General features: G+C 53.2%; 18 protein-coding genes. 8 read left to right on the top strand and 10 right to left on the bottom strand.

Going from position 1 to position 17,958, the window contains the following annotated elements; genetic code table 11:
- Positions 1-37: 37 nt before the first annotated feature.
- The gene (locus BG55_RS17670) at positions 38-865 is read right to left on the bottom strand and encodes a winged helix-turn-helix domain-containing protein (RefSeq protein ID WP_034940297.1); all 828 of its coding nucleotides are present in this window, start codon (positions 863-865) and stop codon (positions 38-40) included.
- A 713-nt stretch (positions 866-1,578) separates the two neighbouring features.
- Between BG55_RS17670 and BG55_RS17665 the strand changes: the two genes are divergently transcribed.
- Complete coding sequence (locus BG55_RS17665) at positions 1,579-2,601, top strand: S66 family peptidase (RefSeq protein WP_034940294.1); 1,023 nt, start codon at positions 1,579-1,581, stop codon at positions 2,599-2,601.
- 277 nt (positions 2,602-2,878) lie between these two features.
- On the opposite strand, the gene BG55_RS17660 is transcribed toward BG55_RS17665, so the two are convergent.
- Both BG55_RS17660 and BG55_RS17655 read right to left on the bottom strand, forming a co-directional pair.
- Entirely contained in the window at positions 2,879-3,352 is a 474-nt protein-coding gene (locus BG55_RS17660) for an NUDIX hydrolase (protein ID WP_034940291.1), read from the bottom strand.
- 20 nt (positions 3,353-3,372) lie between these two features.
- Positions 3,373-3,645 carry a hypothetical protein gene (locus BG55_RS17655; protein ID WP_034940289.1) on the bottom strand — a complete coding sequence of 91 codons (273 nt, stop codon included), beginning with the start codon at positions 3,643-3,645 and terminating at the stop codon, positions 3,373-3,375.
- 329 nt (positions 3,646-3,974) lie between these two features.
- Here BG55_RS17655 and BG55_RS17650 point away from each other — a divergent pair, with 329 nt between their 5' ends.
- On the top strand, positions 3,975-4,988 hold the full coding sequence (locus tag BG55_RS17650) for a GlxA family transcriptional regulator (RefSeq protein ID WP_034940287.1): 1,014 nt from the start codon (positions 3,975-3,977) through the stop codon (positions 4,986-4,988).
- A gap of 31 nt (positions 4,989-5,019) precedes the next feature.
- On the opposite strand, the gene BG55_RS17645 is transcribed toward BG55_RS17650, so the two are convergent.
- Positions 5,020-6,405, bottom strand: coding sequence for an MFS transporter (locus BG55_RS17645; RefSeq protein ID WP_034940284.1), 1,386 nt, complete (start codon positions 6,403-6,405; stop codon positions 5,020-5,022).
- A gap of 273 nt (positions 6,406-6,678) precedes the next feature.
- Complete coding sequence (gene yddG / locus BG55_RS17640; RefSeq protein WP_034940283.1) at positions 6,679-7,596, bottom strand: aromatic amino acid DMT transporter YddG; 918 nt, start codon at positions 7,594-7,596, stop codon at positions 6,679-6,681.
- A gap of 392 nt (positions 7,597-7,988) precedes the next feature.
- Between yddG and BG55_RS17635 the strand changes: the two genes are divergently transcribed.
- The 5 genes from BG55_RS17635 (at position 7,989) to BG55_RS17615 (ending at position 13,033) form a co-directional block, all read left to right on the top strand.
- Positions 7,989-8,891, top strand: a complete 903-nt coding sequence (locus BG55_RS17635) for a dihydrodipicolinate synthase family protein (RefSeq protein ID WP_200871644.1) — start codon at positions 7,989-7,991, stop codon at positions 8,889-8,891.
- Positions 8,892-8,900: 9 nt separating this feature from the next.
- Positions 8,901-10,400 (top strand): aldehyde dehydrogenase, encoded by a 1,500-nt coding sequence (locus tag BG55_RS17630; RefSeq protein ID WP_034940281.1) that lies wholly within the window; start codon positions 8,901-8,903, stop codon positions 10,398-10,400.
- Positions 10,390-10,683, top strand: coding sequence for a hypothetical protein (locus BG55_RS17625; protein ID WP_052018931.1), 294 nt, complete (start codon positions 10,390-10,392; stop codon positions 10,681-10,683). Before BG55_RS17630 ends, BG55_RS17625 begins: the two co-directional genes overlap by 11 nt.
- Before the next feature lie 82 nt (positions 10,684-10,765).
- On the top strand, positions 10,766-11,455 hold the full coding sequence (locus BG55_RS17620) for a GntR family transcriptional regulator (RefSeq protein ID WP_034940279.1): 690 nt from the start codon (positions 10,766-10,768) through the stop codon (positions 11,453-11,455).
- A 258-nt stretch (positions 11,456-11,713) separates the two neighbouring features.
- On the top strand, positions 11,714-13,033 hold the full coding sequence (locus BG55_RS17615) for an NAD(P)/FAD-dependent oxidoreductase (protein WP_034940278.1): 1,320 nt from the start codon (positions 11,714-11,716) through the stop codon (positions 13,031-13,033).
- A 121-nt stretch (positions 13,034-13,154) separates the two neighbouring features.
- Here the strand turns inward: BG55_RS17615 and BG55_RS17610 are convergent, their stop codons facing one another.
- The gene (locus BG55_RS17610) at positions 13,155-13,541 is read right to left on the bottom strand and encodes an SDR family oxidoreductase (RefSeq protein WP_235192787.1); all 387 of its coding nucleotides are present in this window, start codon (positions 13,539-13,541) and stop codon (positions 13,155-13,157) included.
- A 1-nt stretch (position 13,542) separates the two neighbouring features.
- Here BG55_RS17610 and BG55_RS17605 point away from each other — a divergent pair, with 1 nt between their 5' ends.
- Complete coding sequence (locus BG55_RS17605; RefSeq protein WP_084276361.1) at positions 13,543-14,319, top strand: LysR substrate-binding domain-containing protein; 777 nt, start codon at positions 13,543-13,545, stop codon at positions 14,317-14,319.
- Between the two features lie 249 nt (positions 14,320-14,568).
- Here BG55_RS17605 and BG55_RS17600 read toward each other — a convergent pair whose 3' ends face one another.
- The 4 genes from BG55_RS17600 to BG55_RS17585 all read right to left on the bottom strand — a co-directional run bounded on the left by BG55_RS17600 (position 14,569) and on the right by BG55_RS17585 (position 17,885).
- Positions 14,569-14,964: a VOC family protein gene (locus BG55_RS17600; RefSeq protein WP_034940276.1), complete on the bottom strand. Its 396-nt coding sequence runs from the start codon at positions 14,962-14,964 to the stop codon at positions 14,569-14,571.
- A gap of 285 nt (positions 14,965-15,249) precedes the next feature.
- Positions 15,250-16,539 (bottom strand): phosphopyruvate hydratase, encoded by a 1,290-nt coding sequence (gene eno / locus BG55_RS17595; RefSeq protein WP_034940275.1) that lies wholly within the window; start codon positions 16,537-16,539, stop codon positions 15,250-15,252.
- A 15-nt stretch (positions 16,540-16,554) separates the two neighbouring features.
- Positions 16,555-16,980: a universal stress protein gene (locus BG55_RS17590; RefSeq protein WP_034940273.1), complete on the bottom strand. Its 426-nt coding sequence runs from the start codon at positions 16,978-16,980 to the stop codon at positions 16,555-16,557.
- Positions 16,977-17,885 (bottom strand): DHHA2 domain-containing protein, encoded by a 909-nt coding sequence (locus BG55_RS17585; protein ID WP_034940272.1) that lies wholly within the window; start codon positions 17,883-17,885, stop codon positions 16,977-16,979. The genes BG55_RS17590 and BG55_RS17585 overlap by 4 nt, the downstream gene beginning before the upstream one ends.
- Positions 17,886-17,958 lie beyond the last annotated feature (73 nt).

Genomic DNA, 17,958 nt, shown 5'->3' with positions numbered 1-17,958 from the left:
GTCACCAAAGAAAATATAAGAAAAATGATAATTTTTTTCATTTGCGAAAGCTCTTTATGTAATACAGAGAATGACAATTTGCATTGTGTTCGCCATTAAGCGGTTGCTGACAGAGAATGAGAGAGAGTCGGTCCGAGTACTTATAGCTGGTCATATAGATATAAGGCGTTTTGTTGCACTGTAATTCCTGTGCTGAGGCGATGCTGACCACCTTCTCTTTATTGATAACAGAATCTCTGTTAGTAAATATTTTGCACCCTGAAAAACTAATGGCTTCGGATGTGAACAGGTTTTTTTCCTGGGGTTCGTTTTTTATGAAAAAGAATGAACCGCCTACCATAACGCCGGCAAAGGCTGTTATTAATATCGTTATGCCATTTTTTTTTGTTCTGTCTGAGGAGGGTTTTACAGGTGATGACATTTTTTCAGTGATGATTTCATTCACCGATGGTTCCGGTGTGATGGCGACATCATTATTTTTCATAACGGCAATTTCTTGCGTTTCTTTCCCGGTGTTTTCATTGCTCTTTGGTTGCTCTCTGACTATCTCGGTCAATGGAGAGAGGAGAAATCCTCTGCGCGGCATTGTTCTTATAATGTCGGTGGTCAGTCCTGACTTTTTAAGTGCGCTACGCAGGGTGGAGATATTTTGATACAGAGAGGTTGATGTGGGTTCCATGCCAAACCGTCGCCATGCATATTCATAAAATTCCTGATGGGATACCAGGTTTCCTGCATTATTCAGCAGCAGTTCGAAACATAATGCAGCTGAGGCACTAAGAGAATATGTCCCATTTTTTCCGGAGATTTTCTTTTTTTCTGGCTCAAAACAGACGATATGATTAACCATTATTCTTCTGCTCACGAATATCTCCTCACTACAATCTTCTGGATTTTTTAAGAAGCATTATTGCGATAATGGCTTTATATGCTCTGTAAGTTATACTTTTAATAGTATGATGTGGAAAGGTTTATTGAAAGATCGCCATGCGAATCAATATGTTATCCATTGTAACAAAGTTTCCAATAAAATCATCTTTTATACAGAAGTTTCCAGGGTGCATAACATGTCAATCGCACCGGCGTGAAAAGCGTGATGATGCTTATTCTTTGCCGCCTTTTAATTGTTACCCGGGCGCAGCTACGTTAGTCGGGTAAAATAAACATTTACTCAGAGCCAGGCCCATCAGGGCTGTTTATCTGCCATTTTGAACCCGGGCAGTGCCCGAAATCTCACCTGGTCCGTTTACGCTCCGGTTTTTGCGCGCTGTCCGTGTCCCGACAGGCTACGGCAATAATGCCTGCCCGGCGATGACGTCGTGCAGGCATAAACTGGCAGAACTGCTCAGTGCATCAGGATTTACCCTGATACCAAAGAAGACGCAGCCTGCTGTGGTTGTTCGTTATTTTCACTACATGTCTTTGTCGTCTGAAACAGAAGCAAAGTGAGAATCAGTCACTTTATTATCAGTATCAATACGGGCAGTGACAGTTTTGCCCGGAGCCTGTATTTATATTCACTCCCCTGAACGCCATGACAGGGTCTGTACAACTTATTCAACGGTGAGGTGAAAACAGATGTCTTTCAGGCAACCCCTGTTACCCCCGGCTTTGAGCATTGGCGATACGATCGGTTTTTTCTCTCCGTCATCCCCGGTGACAGTGACCGCCCCCAACCGCTTTAACCGCGCAAAATCGTTTCTTGAAAAGAAGGGCTTCCGGCTCAAAGCGGGCTGCCTGACAGGCCGGTCAGACTTCTATCGTTCAGGTTCGATTAAAGAACGTGCTGAAGAGCTGAACGCGCTGATTCGCGATCCTGGGGTGCGTTGCATCATGTCCACTATTGGGGGCAGTAACAGTAATTCACTCCTGCCCTATCTCGACTATGAGACGCTGATGGAAGATCCTAAAATTATCATTGGCTACTCTGATGCGACCGCTCTGCTGGCAGGGATTTACGCCAGAACAGGGTTAATTACCTTTTATGGTCCGGCGCTGGTCGCGTCTTTTGGTGAATTTCCGCCGTTAGTGGATCAAACCTGGCACTCTTTTTATGAAATGCTGATGCAACCTCATTCGGCAACCCGTCATTACACGTTGCCAGAAAAATGGACGGATGAGCGGCTGAACTGGGACACCGTTGAACCCGTCAGGCCCAAAATACTTTGTGATAATACCTGTCGTTTTGTCGGAAAGGGCAGAATTGAAGGGCGGGTAATTGGCGGGAATCTGAATACGCTTTCCGGAATTATGGGAAGCCCGTGTATGCCAGAGATCCGGCAGGGCGATATATTGTTTATCGAAGACAGTCTGAAAGACATCGCGACGGTTGAGCGTTCATTCTCTATGCTCAAGCTGAACGGCATATTTGATAAAGTCAGTGCAATTATTTCAGGCAAACACGAGCGCTTTAATGATGAAGGGAGCGGGCGGCAACCTTCAGACGTTTTATATGAAGTTCTGGCAGATAAGCCTTTGCCCCTGGTTGATGGTTTCGACTGTTGCCACACCCATCCGATGCTGACTCTTCCTCTTGGTGTCCGGTTGTGTATTGATTTCGACCAGTGCACCGTTGCCGTCACCGGGCAATACCTGCGTTGACGGGGTTTATTCATCAGCATGGCACTGGGCCGGTTTACAGATTACGGTCCGATCCCGTTGGCGAAGTCCATGCCGCGCAGCGGTGCCTTTCAGCCAGCGATTCTGCTGGCGTCTCTGCATAAACTTCGCGCCACGGCCATTTCATTAAGACTGGTCAGGGATAAGCCAGCCTTCTTACGCCTTATCGGCGGTGGTGAGTATGTGCTTTGCAGGCCAAGAGTTATATCGTTGCTGACGGTAACGCCTGAAGCCTGCGTTGCTTTTGTTCAGGCCATGGTTATGGACCGGGCTGATGCGGATGTTGATCAGGCCGCCTGCTGATAATTTCAATAAGTAACTCACGGGGAAATATCGTTTCCTCAGATATGACCAGCTCCTCCAGAGACCACCAGTACAGAGCGTGAATCACCTGCTGCTCATTTTCACTCCAGCCTGAAAGGGAGGTTTCAGTGGTTTCTGCCTGAATGATAAAAAAACGCTCATCTGCCCGTACGGTTTCGCCGTCAGGCAGGGTCATGGTAAAGCTTCTGCTGGCGATGTGCGGACCTGCGGACTCTCTTATCAGCCCGGTTTCTTCACGTAACTCGCGTAATGCGGCCTGTTCAAAGGTTTCGTTATCTTCCAGCCCTCCACCTGGCGTCGCCCAGTAGGATTTGCCGCTCAGGGCATCATCTTCATGGCAGAAATGAAAGAGTAGAACCCGATGCTCAGGAGTAAAAATGATCAATCGCGATGACGGACGGGTACGCAAAAAACCTCCCTGAGCGCGGCTTATTTTCTGATAATTAACTGAGCGTAGACCCGGGATGGATCGGTGATAGCCACCTGATCGGTTTGCTGAACAATGATCCACCCCTGGGCGGCAAGCTGCGGTAGGGTTCCGCTTATCTTTTCACCACAATTAAATACCGTGTTGTCGCTCAGCATCGCAGCGGCTGAATTGGTGGCAACGGCCGGTGAATGGCAGACGTGAGCTTCACCAGCCCATGAAATTCCTGAAAAGCCGCAGGCAAGCAGAGTGAGCAGGGCTGAGATTTTTTTCATTGTTCCTCTCTGTGACAGAAAATTGTTTTCAAGTTAGTAATAAACCATTAAATAAATTAACCTCTTTAACAAAAATCAGGCAACCAGATTTTTATCAGATGTGACTTCAGCGTCTCACAACAGCCCGGACATCTTCAATGCACAAGCGGCGTCAGTCGCCACTGTGATGACTGACGGTGCCCATTGAAGGTAATTTTGCGCGACGCATCCTGAAGCCAGAAGTCTGAACAGGCCTGCCAGAAAGATATTTACCCAGGGGCACATACACAGCAGAGCAACCAACTGAAAAGCCTGCCGGACATGGCGAATGGACGAAAGGAGCCCGATTAATGCCGATAAATCACCCTGAGCCAAAACCTGATTTAACGATTGGCTTTTTGCTGATGCGCCAGTTCACGCTTGCCTCTGTCGCCGGGCTGGTGGAGTCTTTGCGCTTTGCGGCTGACGAATCTTTCTCCAGCCGACAGATTTTTTGCCGCTGGGAGTGGATGACCTGTGATGACCGGCCGGTTATCGCCAGCTGTGGATTGCCCGTTTCACCTACGGCAACGCTGGATTTTACTAAATCCTGGGACTACTTCATCGTGGCGGGCGGGTTGCTTGAAGAGACGCGGGATCCGCCAGAATGGTTGTTGCAGGCACTGCGTGAACTGCATGCGCGTAATATCCCGATCATCACCCTGTGTAGCGGGGCATTTGTGGTGGGAAACGCCGGTCTGCTGGATGGACGCTACTGTGCTATCCACTTCACCACCCGCGATGAATTTCGTCTGCGTTTTCCGCAAGCCATTCCGGTTATCGACAAAACCTATATAAAAGATGGCGGGATCATCTCCTGCCCGGGAGGGACGGCGATTGATCTGGCTGCGGATTTGATTCGCCAGCACTGCGGGGCGGTGCGCTCGCAAAAAGTGCTGAAATATCTGTTGGTTGACGATACTCCGCAACCCACAGGCAAGGCTAAGCAGCGAAGTACGCTCAACGCGCCCGACGTCTATGAAAATGCGCTGGTCAGTAAAGTGATTGGCTTTATGAAAGACCATCTTGATTCACCGATCCCTCTGGCGGAAGTTGCGGATTTTGCCGGTGCGACCTTCCGCCAGTTGAATCTGATGTTTACCCGCTGCACCGGCCATTCGGCGTCGGTTTACTGGCGCAATATGCGCCTTGAGCAGGCACGCAAGCTGATGGCGGATTCAGGTAACAGCATTAATGCCATCGCCAGCGCAACCGGATTTTCAGATGCATCACATCTGATTTCATGGTTTCGCAAACAGTATGGCGAAACGCCCAGCTCATTTCGTAAACGGCGCAGGGAAGTCGAAAAACTGATCAGGGAATAGAAAAGGGCGACATCCCGTCGCCCTTTTCGTCTCACAGACTGTGTCGTTTGGGCAGCACCGTCCGTACAGCAGCTTTTTCCGCTGGTGGCTGGTGATCCAGCGAAGAGGCATCTTCCAGGCTACGGGCGTTGGTTTCCGGGGCCAGCAACCAGGAGACGGCCAGACCAAAGAAGGTGATTGCCGCTGCAATATACATCGTCGGGCCGATGCCGATATTTTGCAACGAAACGGGCACCAGCCATGTCCCCACCGCCGCACCAATACGCGACAGCGAGGTGCCCACGCCCACCGCACCGGCGCGGATCTCCGTTGGGAAAATCTCGTTCGGGTAGACCAACTGCAACACCTGAGCACCGCCAATAAACAGCGCGTACAGTCCAAACATCAGCAGGATTAACAAAGAGGGGCCGTCACGCAGCAAACCTAACAGCAGCAATGCCAGACCAGACCACAGGAAGCTGTGCAGCAGTAGCTTACGACGCCCCAGAGTATTGATCAGGCGGGTGGCAATAATGCAGCCGATCACGAACAGCAGGGTGATGCTTACCGAACCCCAGGAAGCCCAGCGGCCGCTTAGATGTAGCGCATCCAGCACTTTTGGCGCAAAGGCGTAGACCGCAAATACCGGAATGACGGAGCAGGTCCAGAAGACCGTGACAAATGCCATGCGCCTGCCGTAGCCGGAATGGAGCAGGTTGGCAAAGGAGAGATTTTTGCTCTCGGTCTGAACCGGCAGATTGTCCAGGCCAAACTCCGGGCCGTAAACGCGGCGGATAATGGCTTCGGCCTCAGCGTGGCGGCCTTTACTTATCAACCAGCGTGGGGACTCGGGGGTGCCCATACGCACAATGAACAGCAGGATGCCAATGACGGCAGTGCTGGCCAGTGTCAGACGCCAGGCGTCAGAGCCGGCAACATTGAGAATCGTTTCACCGGTCAGGTAAGCTGCGGCGGCCCCCGCGAACCATAAGATGGTGAGCGTGGCGAGACAGGGCCCGCGATTTTTCTTCGGCAAAAACTCCACCAGGAAGGCGGTGGCTACCGGATATTCAATCCCCACCGCCACGCCGTTCATAAAGCGCAGGGCAAACAGCATTTCGCCGCTCTGCACCCAATACTGCGCCAGTGAGCAGACAATGAACAGGGTCGGGCCAACGAAATAAAGCAGGCGTCGCCCAAGACGGTCAGTTAACGCACCGCCAATAAAGCCGCCGAAGAAGATGCCGATTAATGCCGAAGCGGCAATCAGGCCCTGCCAGAATGCGTTGAGGCCCAGAGCAGGGGAAACCTGCATCATGGCGATACCGATGATACTCAGCACATAACCGTCGACAAAAGATCCCCCGCCTGAACGCACGGTCAGCAATCGATGGAAGCGGTTAAGTGGAAGGTCTTCTACAGAAAGCGTATTTGACATGATAACTCCTGTCTTTCCCCGATGATGTTAAATTAACAGGGGTAACCGGCCTTATTAGCCACAAAGGCGTATTGCAGGCAGACGAAACCCGTACCGTTAATTTAACGATCACGGAATTAATATAGGTCAGGTAAGATCGTCAGAGCATTATCCAGAGCAGATAAAGCGATGCCGAAAAATTAATAGAGAGTAATTTCTGTTATTTCTGCTGATTCATAACAACGACTCCTCTGGTACAGGGCAGGCGGGTAAGATGTTTTTATTATCTGGTATTTACTTACTTTGATTTATTGCCGGTAATTTTTTTGGCGCTATGCTGCGGGTAGACCACCAACAGATCAGCGAGCCCAGACTCACCATCGCAGTGCCCTGCCAGAATGAGAGCGTCAGATGCGAGTTCAGGATAAAGGCCGCCAGCAGCGCCGAGATAATGGGAATAAAATAGGAGGCGGCAGCCAGCACGGTCACATTGCCATGTAAAATACCCACATTCCATGCCGCGTAGCCAAAGCCCATGGCAATGGCAGCCAGTGCCAGGCTAAGCCATGTATGCCAGGAGAGAACAAACTCTGGCTGCGGGGATGTCAGATATTTTATCCATAATGTCAGGGCGGTTAAAATAAAGAACAGCGTGATGCCATTATTCCCTTTGGCAATAATTTTTGTCACCACGCAATAAATTGCCCAAATAACAGCGCCACTCAGTGCGAGGCCGAAGCTGAGCGGGTTTTCCATTATATTGCTGGTCATCTCATTAAATGAGAAACCGCGCTCGCCGCCCAGCACCAGACATATTCCCGCCACGGATAACAGCATTCCCGGAATAATAAGCGGGCTGGTCTTCTGGCGGTTGACCACCACCGCCAGCAAAATTGTCATCGCGGGCCAGAGATAATTTACCATTCCGACTTCGATTGCCTGACGGCCCGAGTGGGTGAAGCCCAGCGACAGCGACAGACAGAGTTCGTAACTCACAAACAGGAGGCTGCCGAAAAACAGGTAGCCTGACGGAAACTGCCGCAGCTTCGGAAAGCCAACGGTGAACAGCAGCAGAATGGCGCTACAGGTGTAGATCAACGCAGCGCCTGCTACCGGGCCAAAGCCTTCGCTCACGCTTTTGATTAACCCAACGATTGCGCTCCACAGCAGGATAGCTATCAGTCCGATGAGTGTCGCTTTATTCTGGGGCATACCCTGCACCTCTGTCTGAATGTTGTTAACCACCGGCTCATCGGCTGTGGAACTGTTAATAACTGGTTAAATATCGCCTTAAAACTATGCCTGCGCATGGGCGCTGTAAATACGTCTTTCGGGGCAATAATTCCGGAATGTGATCGCTATCTTAAATCATATAGAAAATTAATACGGCGTTGATTGTTTTTTAATGAATTGATTAAAAACAATTAATTTTAATGCGCGTGTAGGAATTTACTATTTAAGCGTCTTTGTGTTGTATTTCTGCTGTATACAAAAAATATTCATCCATTGACCTCTTTCGCCTCCGTGTGCAAATTTTTAACAAATCGCAGTCTGCCGGGCTGCTGAACAGACACTGATGGTTGTGAATTTCCCTGGAGGTTATCGTGTTGACATTTGATGGTATCTACACCCCCGCAATTACCCCTTACGCAGCCGATGGCAGCATTGATTTCGCTCGCTTTGCCGATGTACTGGAGTCCCTGATTGAAGGCCGTGTGCACGGCATCATTATTGGTGGTTCGACGGGAGAATACTACGCCCAGAGCCCGGAAGAGCGTAAGGCACTTGCTGAACATGCGCGTCAGGTGATTGGCAACCGTCTGCCGCTGATCGTCGGTACGGGGGCCATCCGCACTGAAGACGCGGTGGACTACGCGAAGCATTCGCGCGAAATCAAAGCCGATGCGATCCTGGTCACTTCACCGCCCTACGCGCTGCCCACCGAACTGGAAAACGCCCATCATGCGCTGACGATAGATAAAGCCGCGCAGCTGCCGATCATGCTTTACAACTATCCGGGCCGGATGGGGATCGCCATGGGTGAAACCTACTTTCAGCAGGTGAGCCGCTCGTCAAACGTGGTTGCCATTAAAGAAAGCTCGGGTGATTTCAATAATTTGCATCTGCTGGCCTGCAAATTTCCCAATATTGCACTCTCCTGCGGCTGGGATGACCAGGCGCTGGAGTTCTTCGCGTGGGGAGCGCGTAGCTGGGTGTGTGCCGGTTCAAACTTTATTCCACGCGAACATGTGGCGCTGTATGAAGCCTGCGTGGTGGAAAAGGACTTTGCAAAGGGACGTAAGATCATGGCTGCGATGATGCCGCTGATGAACTTCCTTGATGGTGGCAAATTTGTGCAATCCATCCGCTATGGCTGTGAGCTGAATGGCCTGAGCTGCGGTCAGGTTCGTGCGCCGCTGCACGGCCTGAATGAAGAAGAGCAAGCCCAGCTGAAAGCGACGATTGCCGATGTAAAACGCAACGTGGCTAAGGTCACAGCAGGATAAGGGGGCAGAATGAAACAGCTTCAGACGCTTAATGACGTCACGCGCCTTGCGCATGACCTTTCGTTTCCTGACAAGGCGTTTATTAACGGTCATTTTGCCGCCGCGCTTAACGGTAAAACCCTGACGACCCGCAACCCGGCTACCGGTGAGGCCATCGTCAATATTGCCGCCTGTGATGCCTTGGACGTTAACGCGGCGGTGAGCGCGGCACGTAAGGCCTTTGAATCGGGCAGCTGGAGCAAGCGGGCTCCGGGGGAACGTAAAGCGGTGCTGCTTAAGCTGGCGGCCCTGATGGAGCAGGAGCTGGAGTCACTGGCGGTGCTGGAAAGCCTCGACAGCGGTAAGCCGGTCAGCGAATGTCTGGCGGTGGACGTGCCAGAGACTATCCATGTCCTGAAATGGCACGCGGAAGCCATCGACAAGCTATACGATCACACGGCACCGGCTGGTCAGGCGCTGGCGCTGGTGGTGCGTGAGCCGATTGGGGTGGTGGGCTGCGTCCTGCCCTGGAATTTTCCGCTGCTGATGCTCGCCTGGAAAATTGGCCCCGCGCTGGCGGCAGGCTGTTCATTGGTGGTCAAGCCAGCAGAGCAGACCTCGCTGACCTCGCTGCGCGTGGCGGAACTGGCGTTTGCTGCGGGGGTGCCGGCGGGCGTACTGAATGTTGTCACCGGAACCGGAAAAGAGGTGGGCGAACCGATTGGTTTGCATCCGGATATTGATATGGTCAGCTTCACCGGCTCCACGGTCACCGGACGTCGTTTCCTGCACTACGCGGCGGAGTCCAATCTTAAAAAGGTGGTGCTGGAGTGCGGCGGAAAAAACCCGGCGCTGGTGTTTAACGATGCCGATGATTTAGCCGCAGTCGCCGGACATGTCCTTAACGGTGCGTTCTGGAACATGGGCGAGAACTGCTCTGCCACCTCACGTTTGCTGGTGCAGGAAGAGGTGAAAGAGGCGTTGCTGGCGGAGATGGCAAAGCAGATTGGCAACTGGACGCTGGGCGATCCACTCGACCCGAACAACCGGCTTGGCACGATGGTTTCGCCGGAACACTTCAGTAAGGTGAGTGGTTACCTCGACATGGCGCGTCAGGAGGGGCTGCGGGTGCTGCACGGTGGCGACACGGAGCGGGGCGCTTACGTGCAACCTACGATTATCGATGACGTCATGCCTGAAATCGCCCTGTTCAGGGAAGAGATTTTCGGACCGGTGCTCTGTGTCACTCCGTTTAAAACCGAAGCCGAAGCCATTGCCCTGGCGAACGACACCCCCTATGGGCTGGCCGCGTCGGTCTATACCGGCAAACTCAGTCGTGCCATTCGCGTATCGCGCGCTGTTCGCGCCGGTACTGTCACCGTTAACTGCTTTGGTGAAGGCGATGCAACAACGCCTTTTGGCGGCTATAAGCAGTCCGGCTTTGGCGGGCGTGATAAATCGGTGTTCGCGCTCGACCAGTACACCGAGCTGAAGACCATCTGGATTGATGTTACTGAAGATGACGCCTGAAGCCCTCTTTGACGACCTGGAAGACAGAACGCATTTCTATTTCTGTCTTCTGGCGGCGTTAAGTATCAGAAGAAAGCAGGGCCGCATTGCTTCAGGGCGGCAGAAAAATGCCTTTATTATGAAGTGGCTGAAAAATGCCGGGCAAAATACCGCTTTTCAGCAGCGCGCCAGCAGTGAAATTGTCTGGCTGCGCGGAGAAATACTGCGCCATCCGCCCGACCGGGATGTGGAACCCGTCCTGATAATGATTTACCAGACCGCCAGAGAGATGTGCAGAGCGTGATCCCTGCGCCTGATATTTTTGCTGTAGTGCACCTTTATCTGTAGGTTAAGCAGCATATCAGGTCGACATTCAGGAGGCGGTAATGAGAACGGGGAAGGCAGCGCTGTATGAGGATCTCAAGCGACACATCTTAACGATGGCGCTGGCTCCGGATGAGCTGCTGGATGAAGCCAGTCTGACCGCGCAATACGGGCTGTCACGGACGCCGGTGCGCGAAGTCTTTCAGCGGCTGGCTGGTGAAGGATACCTTGAGATTGTGGAAAAGCGTGGTGTCCGGGTGATCCCCCTGAGCCATGGGACGCTGCGTAATTTCTTCCTGGTGGCCCCAATGGTTTACGCGGCCACCGGACGACTGGCGGTGCAGCATTACAAGCCAGCGCAGTTAAAGGGGCTGAAAGAGACGCAAAAGCGTTTTCGCAAAGCGATGCTCAGCAAGGACGCAGAAGCGCTGGCGCTGGAAAATAACCGCTTTCACGAAATTATGGGCGAGATGGCGGCAAACCCTTATTTGCAGCCGAGCCTTGGCCGTTTGCTGATTGACCACTGTCGCATAGGTCACACTTTTTTCCGACCGCAGAATGATGACATGGCGCGGCGTCTGGCGCTGGCGGCCGATCATCACGATGCGTTTATCGCCGCACTGGAAGCGCGTGACGAGCAGGCAGTGGTGGAGCTGGTTTTTGAACACTGGTCGCTGTCGCGGGAGAACATGGAGATATTTATTGCCCCTGAAGGACTTAAAGCGGATGACCCTGTCCGGTCATCTGAATAACCTCGCCTGAGGGGACGCCTGCCGGCGTCCGCTGGCAGGTCATTTCTGCGCCAGAACACATCATATCGCCGCTCGTACGGGGGCTTTTGCTCGCCTGTTTTAACATAAAATTAACTAAATTTATACTTCTTGTATACATTAGATATTCATCACATATTCCTGTTTTCATCCTGGCTAACATCATTCCGGCAACGCTTTTCGCCTGGAAAAGCACAAGCAAACCACAGTAAAAATGGCAGCGTACCGGAGTAAAATAACGTGCAAAAGATCACTTCACTTCCTGCTGATGACGCCCTGCCGGGGTGGTATCACACCAGTCCATCGCGCACTCCGCATCCCGCCCATGTCGGGCAAAAACATGCTCGCTGGGTCATAGTTGGTGCCGGGCTGACCGGTCTTGCCGCTGCCCGTCAGATGGCACATCACTTCCCCGACGATGAAATCGTGCTGGTCGAGGCGCAGGAGGTCGGGTACGGCCCTTCCGGACGCAATGCGGGCTTTGCTATCGACGTGCCGCACGATATTGGGGCGAAGGACTACATTGGCGATGTGAAAACCGCCAGCCTGATTTTGCAGCTCAACACCCTGGGACAGAACTATCTGCGCGCTATCGTCAGGGAACACGGCATAGAGTGTCAGATGTCCGAATCCGGTAAATATCAGGCGGCGGTAGGTGAAAAAGGGGTGGCGATTCTGGAGGCCTACCGACGTGGGCTGGAGAAGGTGGGTCGTGAAACGCAGATGATTGCAGGCAGGGATCTGCCTGATCATATCGGTACTGCCTACTATAAACAGGCGCTTTATATTCCGGGCACTATCCTGCTCCAGCCTTCAGCGTTGGTAAAAGGGCTGGCAAACAGCCTGCCTTCAAACGTAACGCTCTACGAGTACACGCCGATCACCGCCATTCATTATGGCGACAGAGTGACGCTGGTGCATGATAAAGGCAGCATTACTGCTGATAAGCTGATCCTGGCGAATAACGCTTTCGCATCACACTTTGGTTTCCTGCGCGGGCGTTTGTTGCCAACCTTCCTGTACGGCAGTCTGACTCGTCCGCTGAGTGGCGATGAGCACGCTTTTCTCGGCGGCAAGCCGGTGTGGGGGGTGATTCCCGCGCATCCGTTTGGCAGTACCGTTCGTCGCACCATCGATAACCGCATTCTGGTGCGCAACAGTTTTAGTTTCCACCCGGATGGCCGCCCGCGTGACTATCATCTGAAGAGCTTTATTGCCAGACATCGCAAGTCCTTTGAGCGGCGCTTCCCAACGCTTAATCATGTCGATTTTGAATACTCCTGGAGTGGGGCAATCTGCCTGTCAGAAAATCACGAAGGTTTCTTCGGCCAGCTGGCACCGAACGTCTATGGGGCGCTGTGCTGTAACGGGCTGGGGATCACCCGCGGCACGGCCACCGGTAAACTGCTGGCGGATATGATTGCCGGTGAAAACAATGAGTTAATCAATTTTCTCTGCGCGTCTCCGGGGCCAAATAAAACGCCGCCGCAGCCGTTTTTGTCGGTCGGCGTAAACTCGGTGCTGAAATGGGGACAATATCGTGCAGGGCTGGAATTGTAGTGTTTGTCACTGAAAGCAGGCGTGATCACAGCAACAAAGCCGATGCTATCGCCCCGCCATTGGGCGGGGATAACAGAAGGTGCTTTTCTGTTACCCGCTTCATTTATTCTGCGACCTTACATCAGCCTGGCGTTTGCAGTTTACCCGCGCGCATTGCGGCAATAACGCCACCGTCAATCAGCAGATCGCTACCGGTAATGAATCCCGCATCTGCACCGAGTAAGAAAGAGGCGGCCACGGCAATTTCTTCCGGGGGAGCCATGCGTTTTGTGGGTGAGGCCTCGACCATCGCGCGATAAATATCACCAATTTCTGAATCAAGTTCATGTTTTGCCAGCGGGGTGACGATGATGCCAGGGCTGATTGAGTTGACTCGCGCCCCCCTGGCACCCCAGCTGATAGCAGACGCCTGTACCCGGAGATGGTTTGCACGCCTGGCAATCATATAAGCGACCAGGGTATCAGGAACGGCATCAGCTACCGAGGCCGGTGAGCAGTTAGTCAACACGCTGCGTCCTGCCTTCAGTGATATTAACAATCGCTTACAGGCACTCAGCCAGTTTCGAGATAAACCCGCAGGCCTGGTGAGGATCACCACGGGTCAACATGTGGCAGAAACGCTGATCTGGCCAGCCGTTGCCGAAATCTTACATGCCTTTCCGGATATCGAAATTGAATTATCACTGGATTCAGCCCTGACAGACATTATCACCGAACGCTTTGATGCAGGGATCAGACTGGGTGAGCAGATTGCACAGGATATGATCGCGCTGCGAATCGGCCCGGATATCCGCATGGTGGTGGTCGGTTCGCCGGATTACCTGGCAAAACATCCGCCGTTGCATATACCGCAGGATTTAACCCGTCATTCCTGCATCAATATTCGTATGCCTGCTTCTGGCGGCATTTATCCCTGGGAATTCAGCAATGGTGAGCGTGAACTGCATGTCCGTGTCGATGGGCAGTTTATTGTTAACAGCATCATTGCCGCGGTCACTGCCGCAGAAGCGGGGCTGGGATTAGCCATCGTGATGGAGGACCAGGTCACCCGGCAAATCGCTGAAGGGACATTAGTCCAGGTGCTGGACGACTGGTGCCAGCCTTTTACTGGTTATCATATTTACTACCCGGGCCGTCGCTTACTTTCTCCTGCCTTTCAGACGCTGTTACAGACGTTAAGGCGTCGCTATCAGCAGCTCAGCCAAAAGACCGATAAAAAAGAGATCAGACTGCAAATGGCGGAAGACCAGCTTATTGAAGATATGAATAAAGTGATAAAAAAATAAGCACCAGACGCGTTGGTGCTGCTTTTTCTGATGAGCAGAATGGGAAGAGAGCTAAACCTGATACACATTGGTTCCGTGGCGCAGACCCAGGGAGTCAGGGGATTAGCGATGCAGGGCCAGCCCGGGTCAGTAAGAAGAATGTATTGTTTGATCCGGGAATAGCAGAAGTTGTCTGGCCAACGAAACAGGGAGCATCTTTCCAAATGCGCCGGGTGATATCCAGGCCGCAGATGACGGAGTGATATAATTTTACTTGTTCTGGTACAAATCCCAGCGATTACCATAAATATCTTCAAATACAACCACCGTACCGTATTCCTCTTCTCGCGGCTGCTGGCAAAACATCACACCTTTGGCTTTCATCGCGTTGTAATCGCGCCAGAAGTCATCGGTCTGAAGGAAGAGAAAAACACGCCCACCACACTGGTTACCGACAAATGTCTCCTGTCTTTCGTTTGAAGCACGGGCCAAAAGAAGATTACAGTCACTTTCAGGGTTTGGTGTAACCACAACCCAGCGTTTTCCGGGCTGCGGCGTATCTTCTACCAGCGTAAAACCCAGCTTATCGGTGTAATATTCGATTGCCCGATCGTAGTCGTCGACAACAATTGCCACATACCCCATGCATCGCTTCTGCGTTCTCATATTCTTCTCCGGTAGTTTCCAGGTCAAAAGATTATCCTGCCGCTCCCCCGAAAGGGAGGAGGGCAGGGCGTTATGTTCATTTTCCTGATTCGGGCTGGACGACAGTCGCGGTAAGAGAGGTTTTGTACGACTGCCCTCGGCAGTCACAACCGTTAATGGCCTGTCAGCTTATGAATGTTATCAGGATAACATTTCACAAGGTCTTTACACTCGTCGCCTGGCTGGATGCGAATGGGAGTAAAGCACCGCTGCAAAAGCCGGGCGCAGACTGTGTGGCGATGAAGGTCAGGTATGGCGTACGAATGCTTTGATGCCTGCATAATGTGCGTCCTCCCCCAGTGCCTGCTCAATACGCATAAGCTGGTTATATTTCTCCACGCGTTCTCCCCGGCACGGCGCGCCAGTTTTCAGGTGGCCAGCGCGCAGGGCAACCGTCAGGTCAGCCAGGAAGGTATCGGTCGTTTCGCCGCTGCGGTGCGACATAAACGCTCCCCAGCCGTGCCGCTGGCAAAGCGCCACGGCATCCAGCGTTTCGCTGAGCGAACCAATCTGGTTGAGTTTAATCAGCGCGGCACTGGCGAGATTTTCATCAATGCCGCGCTGAATGTATTTCACGTTGGTGACAAACAGATCGTCGCCAACCAGCTCGGCGCGGTCCGCAAGCCGCTGGTGCAGGTGTTTCCAGCCATCCCAGTCGTCCTCGGCCAGACCGTCTTCCAGCAGCACGATGGGGAACTGATCCATCAGCTCGCCGTAGTATGTGGTCATCTCTGCGGCGCTCAGCAAACTGCCTTCGGTGCGCAGACGGTATTTCCCGTCCGCGTAAAACTCGCTGGAGGCGGGATCCATACAGATGCTGATCTCCTCACCGGGTCGGTAGCCCGCTTTCTCAATAGCCTGCATGATAAACTCCAGCGGCTCACGATTTGATGATACGGTGGGCGCGAAGCCACCCTCATCGCCGACCGCCACCGACAGGTTTTTGTCCAGCAGTATCTGGCGTAACGCCTGGTATACCTCGCTACCCTGACGGACGGCGTCGTTCAGCGTTGGTGCACCATGTGGCGCTATCATAAACTCCTGAAAGTCCGCGCCCTGACCACGGGCATGCACTCCCCCGTTGATGATATTCATGCAGGGCACCGGCAGCAGGTTCGCCTGAAGCCCTCCCAGATAGCGCCATAACGGCTCATGCGAAGCCTGGGCCGCCAGTCGCGCCACCGCCAGCGATACGCCGAGAATAGCGTTAGCGCCCAGACGGTTTTTGTTGTCGGTCCCGTCCAGAGCCAGCATGATGTTATCCAACTGCCGTTGTTCCCGTACGTCAGTGCCGCGCACCGCTGCGCAGATCTCTTTGTTCACCACGTCTACTGCATCCCTGACGCCCTTTCCGCCAAATCGTCTGGCATCACCGTCACGACGTTCGCGGGCTTCGCGGGAACCGGTGCTGGCACCAGAGGGCACAGAGGCACGCGCCATCTGACCCTCTGCGGTGAAAGCTTCAACTTCAACAGCAGGGTTGCCACGCGAGTCAAGAATTTCGCGGGCGGTCACCTTATCCAGTATAAAGCGCATGATGTTTCTCCTGGTTCAGTTACCAAGGTGAATGATAAGAACATCCACCGTCAGGTGGTTGATGTATCCCGCCGATTGCGACGTCAGCATCCCCATAAAACGATGACGGTGTCCGGCTATAACCAGATCCACCTCCTGGTCGAGGATGCACTTTTCCACATCTTTAAAGCGGCGCATGGTGACCAGTTCCAGCGTATCCACCGCCTCCGGCACGGATGCTGCCAGCTCGCTCAGAAAGGCTTTGGCTTTCACCACCTCTTCCGACACGATGTCGTCCATCAGGCTGTCGGAAACGTAGTTCATCTCGCGCCAGTCGTCGCTGATGTGGGCCAGGGTGATTTTCAGGTTGAGCGGCTGCGCCAGCGAAGTCGCACGACTCAGCAGCAGTGCGCCGTCCTTTGCGTCGTTGACGAGGACCAGCGCGTGGGTATAAGTCTTCATGGGTTACTCCGGTTCTGATTAAGGTGGGCTTCAAGCCACGGCAGGAGCTGCTTCTTTCTGCTCAGCATGCCCGGAACCGAGCAGGACGCTGCATGGACGCTCTCCCGCCCGGCGAAATACAGCGTGGAAAAACCAGCCACGATATCGGTCAGCATCAGCACCACCATCCCGGCACCAGACTGGTTGGCCAGAAAGGTCATGGCGGCGCGCAGGTCATCCATCAGCGGGGCAACCTGCTCCGGTGTAGTGACTTCAATCTGAGCGATACGCACGTCTGTCCCTGCAATCACAAACGCTTTCAGGTCTTTGTCCAGCAGCTGTTGTGCTGTCAGCCCGCTCAGGTCGGTTTTTGCGCGGAGCAGGTTGCGGGCGAAGCTTCGACGGCTCATGCCTGAGATGACGCTGAGTTCCCCTGCCGTGTGAATATCCTCCTCAGTGGTGGTGGGGGATCGCAGGTTGACCGTGTCGCTTAGCAGTGCACCCAACAGCAGCATGGCGTGGGTCGGGGCCAACGCCTTGCGCGCCTGATTATCCATCAGCAGCCAGAGTATTGTTGCACTGCTTCCGAGTGGGCGGATGCATACCTCCGGTGGCAGCCGGGTTACCAGCCCGCCCAGCCGGTGGTGGTCGATGATGCCAGTGATGTTGCTGTGCAGCAGGTCGTCAGGCCCCTGAGCGGGTTCTGTAAAATCAACCAGCCAGACTGCCTCGCCTCTCAGAGGGATAGTGAGCAGAGGTGGCAGCGTCAGTCCTGCCGCCTCAAAAATGAATTGCGTCTCCCGGTTTGCCTCCCCGGTTCGCCAGGCTGAGGCAGGTTGTCCGCGCTGCGTAAGCCACCAGGCGGTAACCACCGCCGTGCAAATGGCATCGCTGTCAGGATTGATATGGCCAAAAACGTGGATCACAGAGTTCTCCCCATATAAGGGAAGTACGCAGGCCAGAAGGGGAATTGTGGATGGCCTAACGCACCTCCTGAAA

This window comes from Erwinia mallotivora, assembly GCF_000590885.1.
Taxonomy (GTDB): Bacteria; Pseudomonadota; Gammaproteobacteria; order Enterobacterales; family Enterobacteriaceae; genus Erwinia; species Erwinia mallotivora.
This window is presented reverse-complemented; position numbering and strand designations above follow the sequence as displayed.

What these genes read in the sequence shown, in the direction of transcription:
- BG55_RS17650 (WP_034940287.1), top strand. Translation starts at nt 3,975, where the DNA reads ATGCCGATAAATCACCCTGAGCCAAAACCTGATTTAACGATTGGCTTT.
- BG55_RS17645 (WP_034940284.1), bottom strand. Translation starts at nt 6,405, where the DNA reads ATGTCAAATACGCTTTCTGTAGAAGACCTTCCACTTAACCGCTTCCAT.
- BG55_RS17620 (WP_034940279.1), top strand. Translation starts at nt 10,766, where the DNA reads ATGAGAACGGGGAAGGCAGCGCTGTATGAGGATCTCAAGCGACACATC.
- yddG (WP_034940283.1), bottom strand. Translation starts at nt 7,596, where the DNA reads ATGCCCCAGAATAAAGCGACACTCATCGGACTGATAGCTATCCTGCTG.
- BG55_RS17625 (WP_052018931.1), top strand. Translation starts at nt 10,390, where the DNA reads ATGACGCCTGAAGCCCTCTTTGACGACCTGGAAGACAGAACGCATTTC.
- BG55_RS17600 (WP_034940276.1), bottom strand. Translation starts at nt 14,964, where the DNA reads ATGAGAACGCAGAAGCGATGCATGGGGTATGTGGCAATTGTTGTCGAC.
- BG55_RS17590 (WP_034940273.1), bottom strand. Translation starts at nt 16,980, where the DNA reads ATGAAGACTTATACCCACGCGCTGGTCCTCGTCAACGACGCAAAGGAC.
- BG55_RS17655 (WP_034940289.1), bottom strand. Translation starts at nt 3,645, where the DNA reads ATGAAAAAAATCTCAGCCCTGCTCACTCTGCTTGCCTGCGGCTTTTCA.
- BG55_RS17665 (WP_034940294.1), top strand. Translation starts at nt 1,579, where the DNA reads ATGTCTTTCAGGCAACCCCTGTTACCCCCGGCTTTGAGCATTGGCGAT.
- BG55_RS17630 (WP_034940281.1), top strand. Translation starts at nt 8,901, where the DNA reads ATGAAACAGCTTCAGACGCTTAATGACGTCACGCGCCTTGCGCATGAC.
- eno (WP_034940275.1), bottom strand. Translation starts at nt 16,539, where the DNA reads ATGCGCTTTATACTGGATAAGGTGACCGCCCGCGAAATTCTTGACTCG.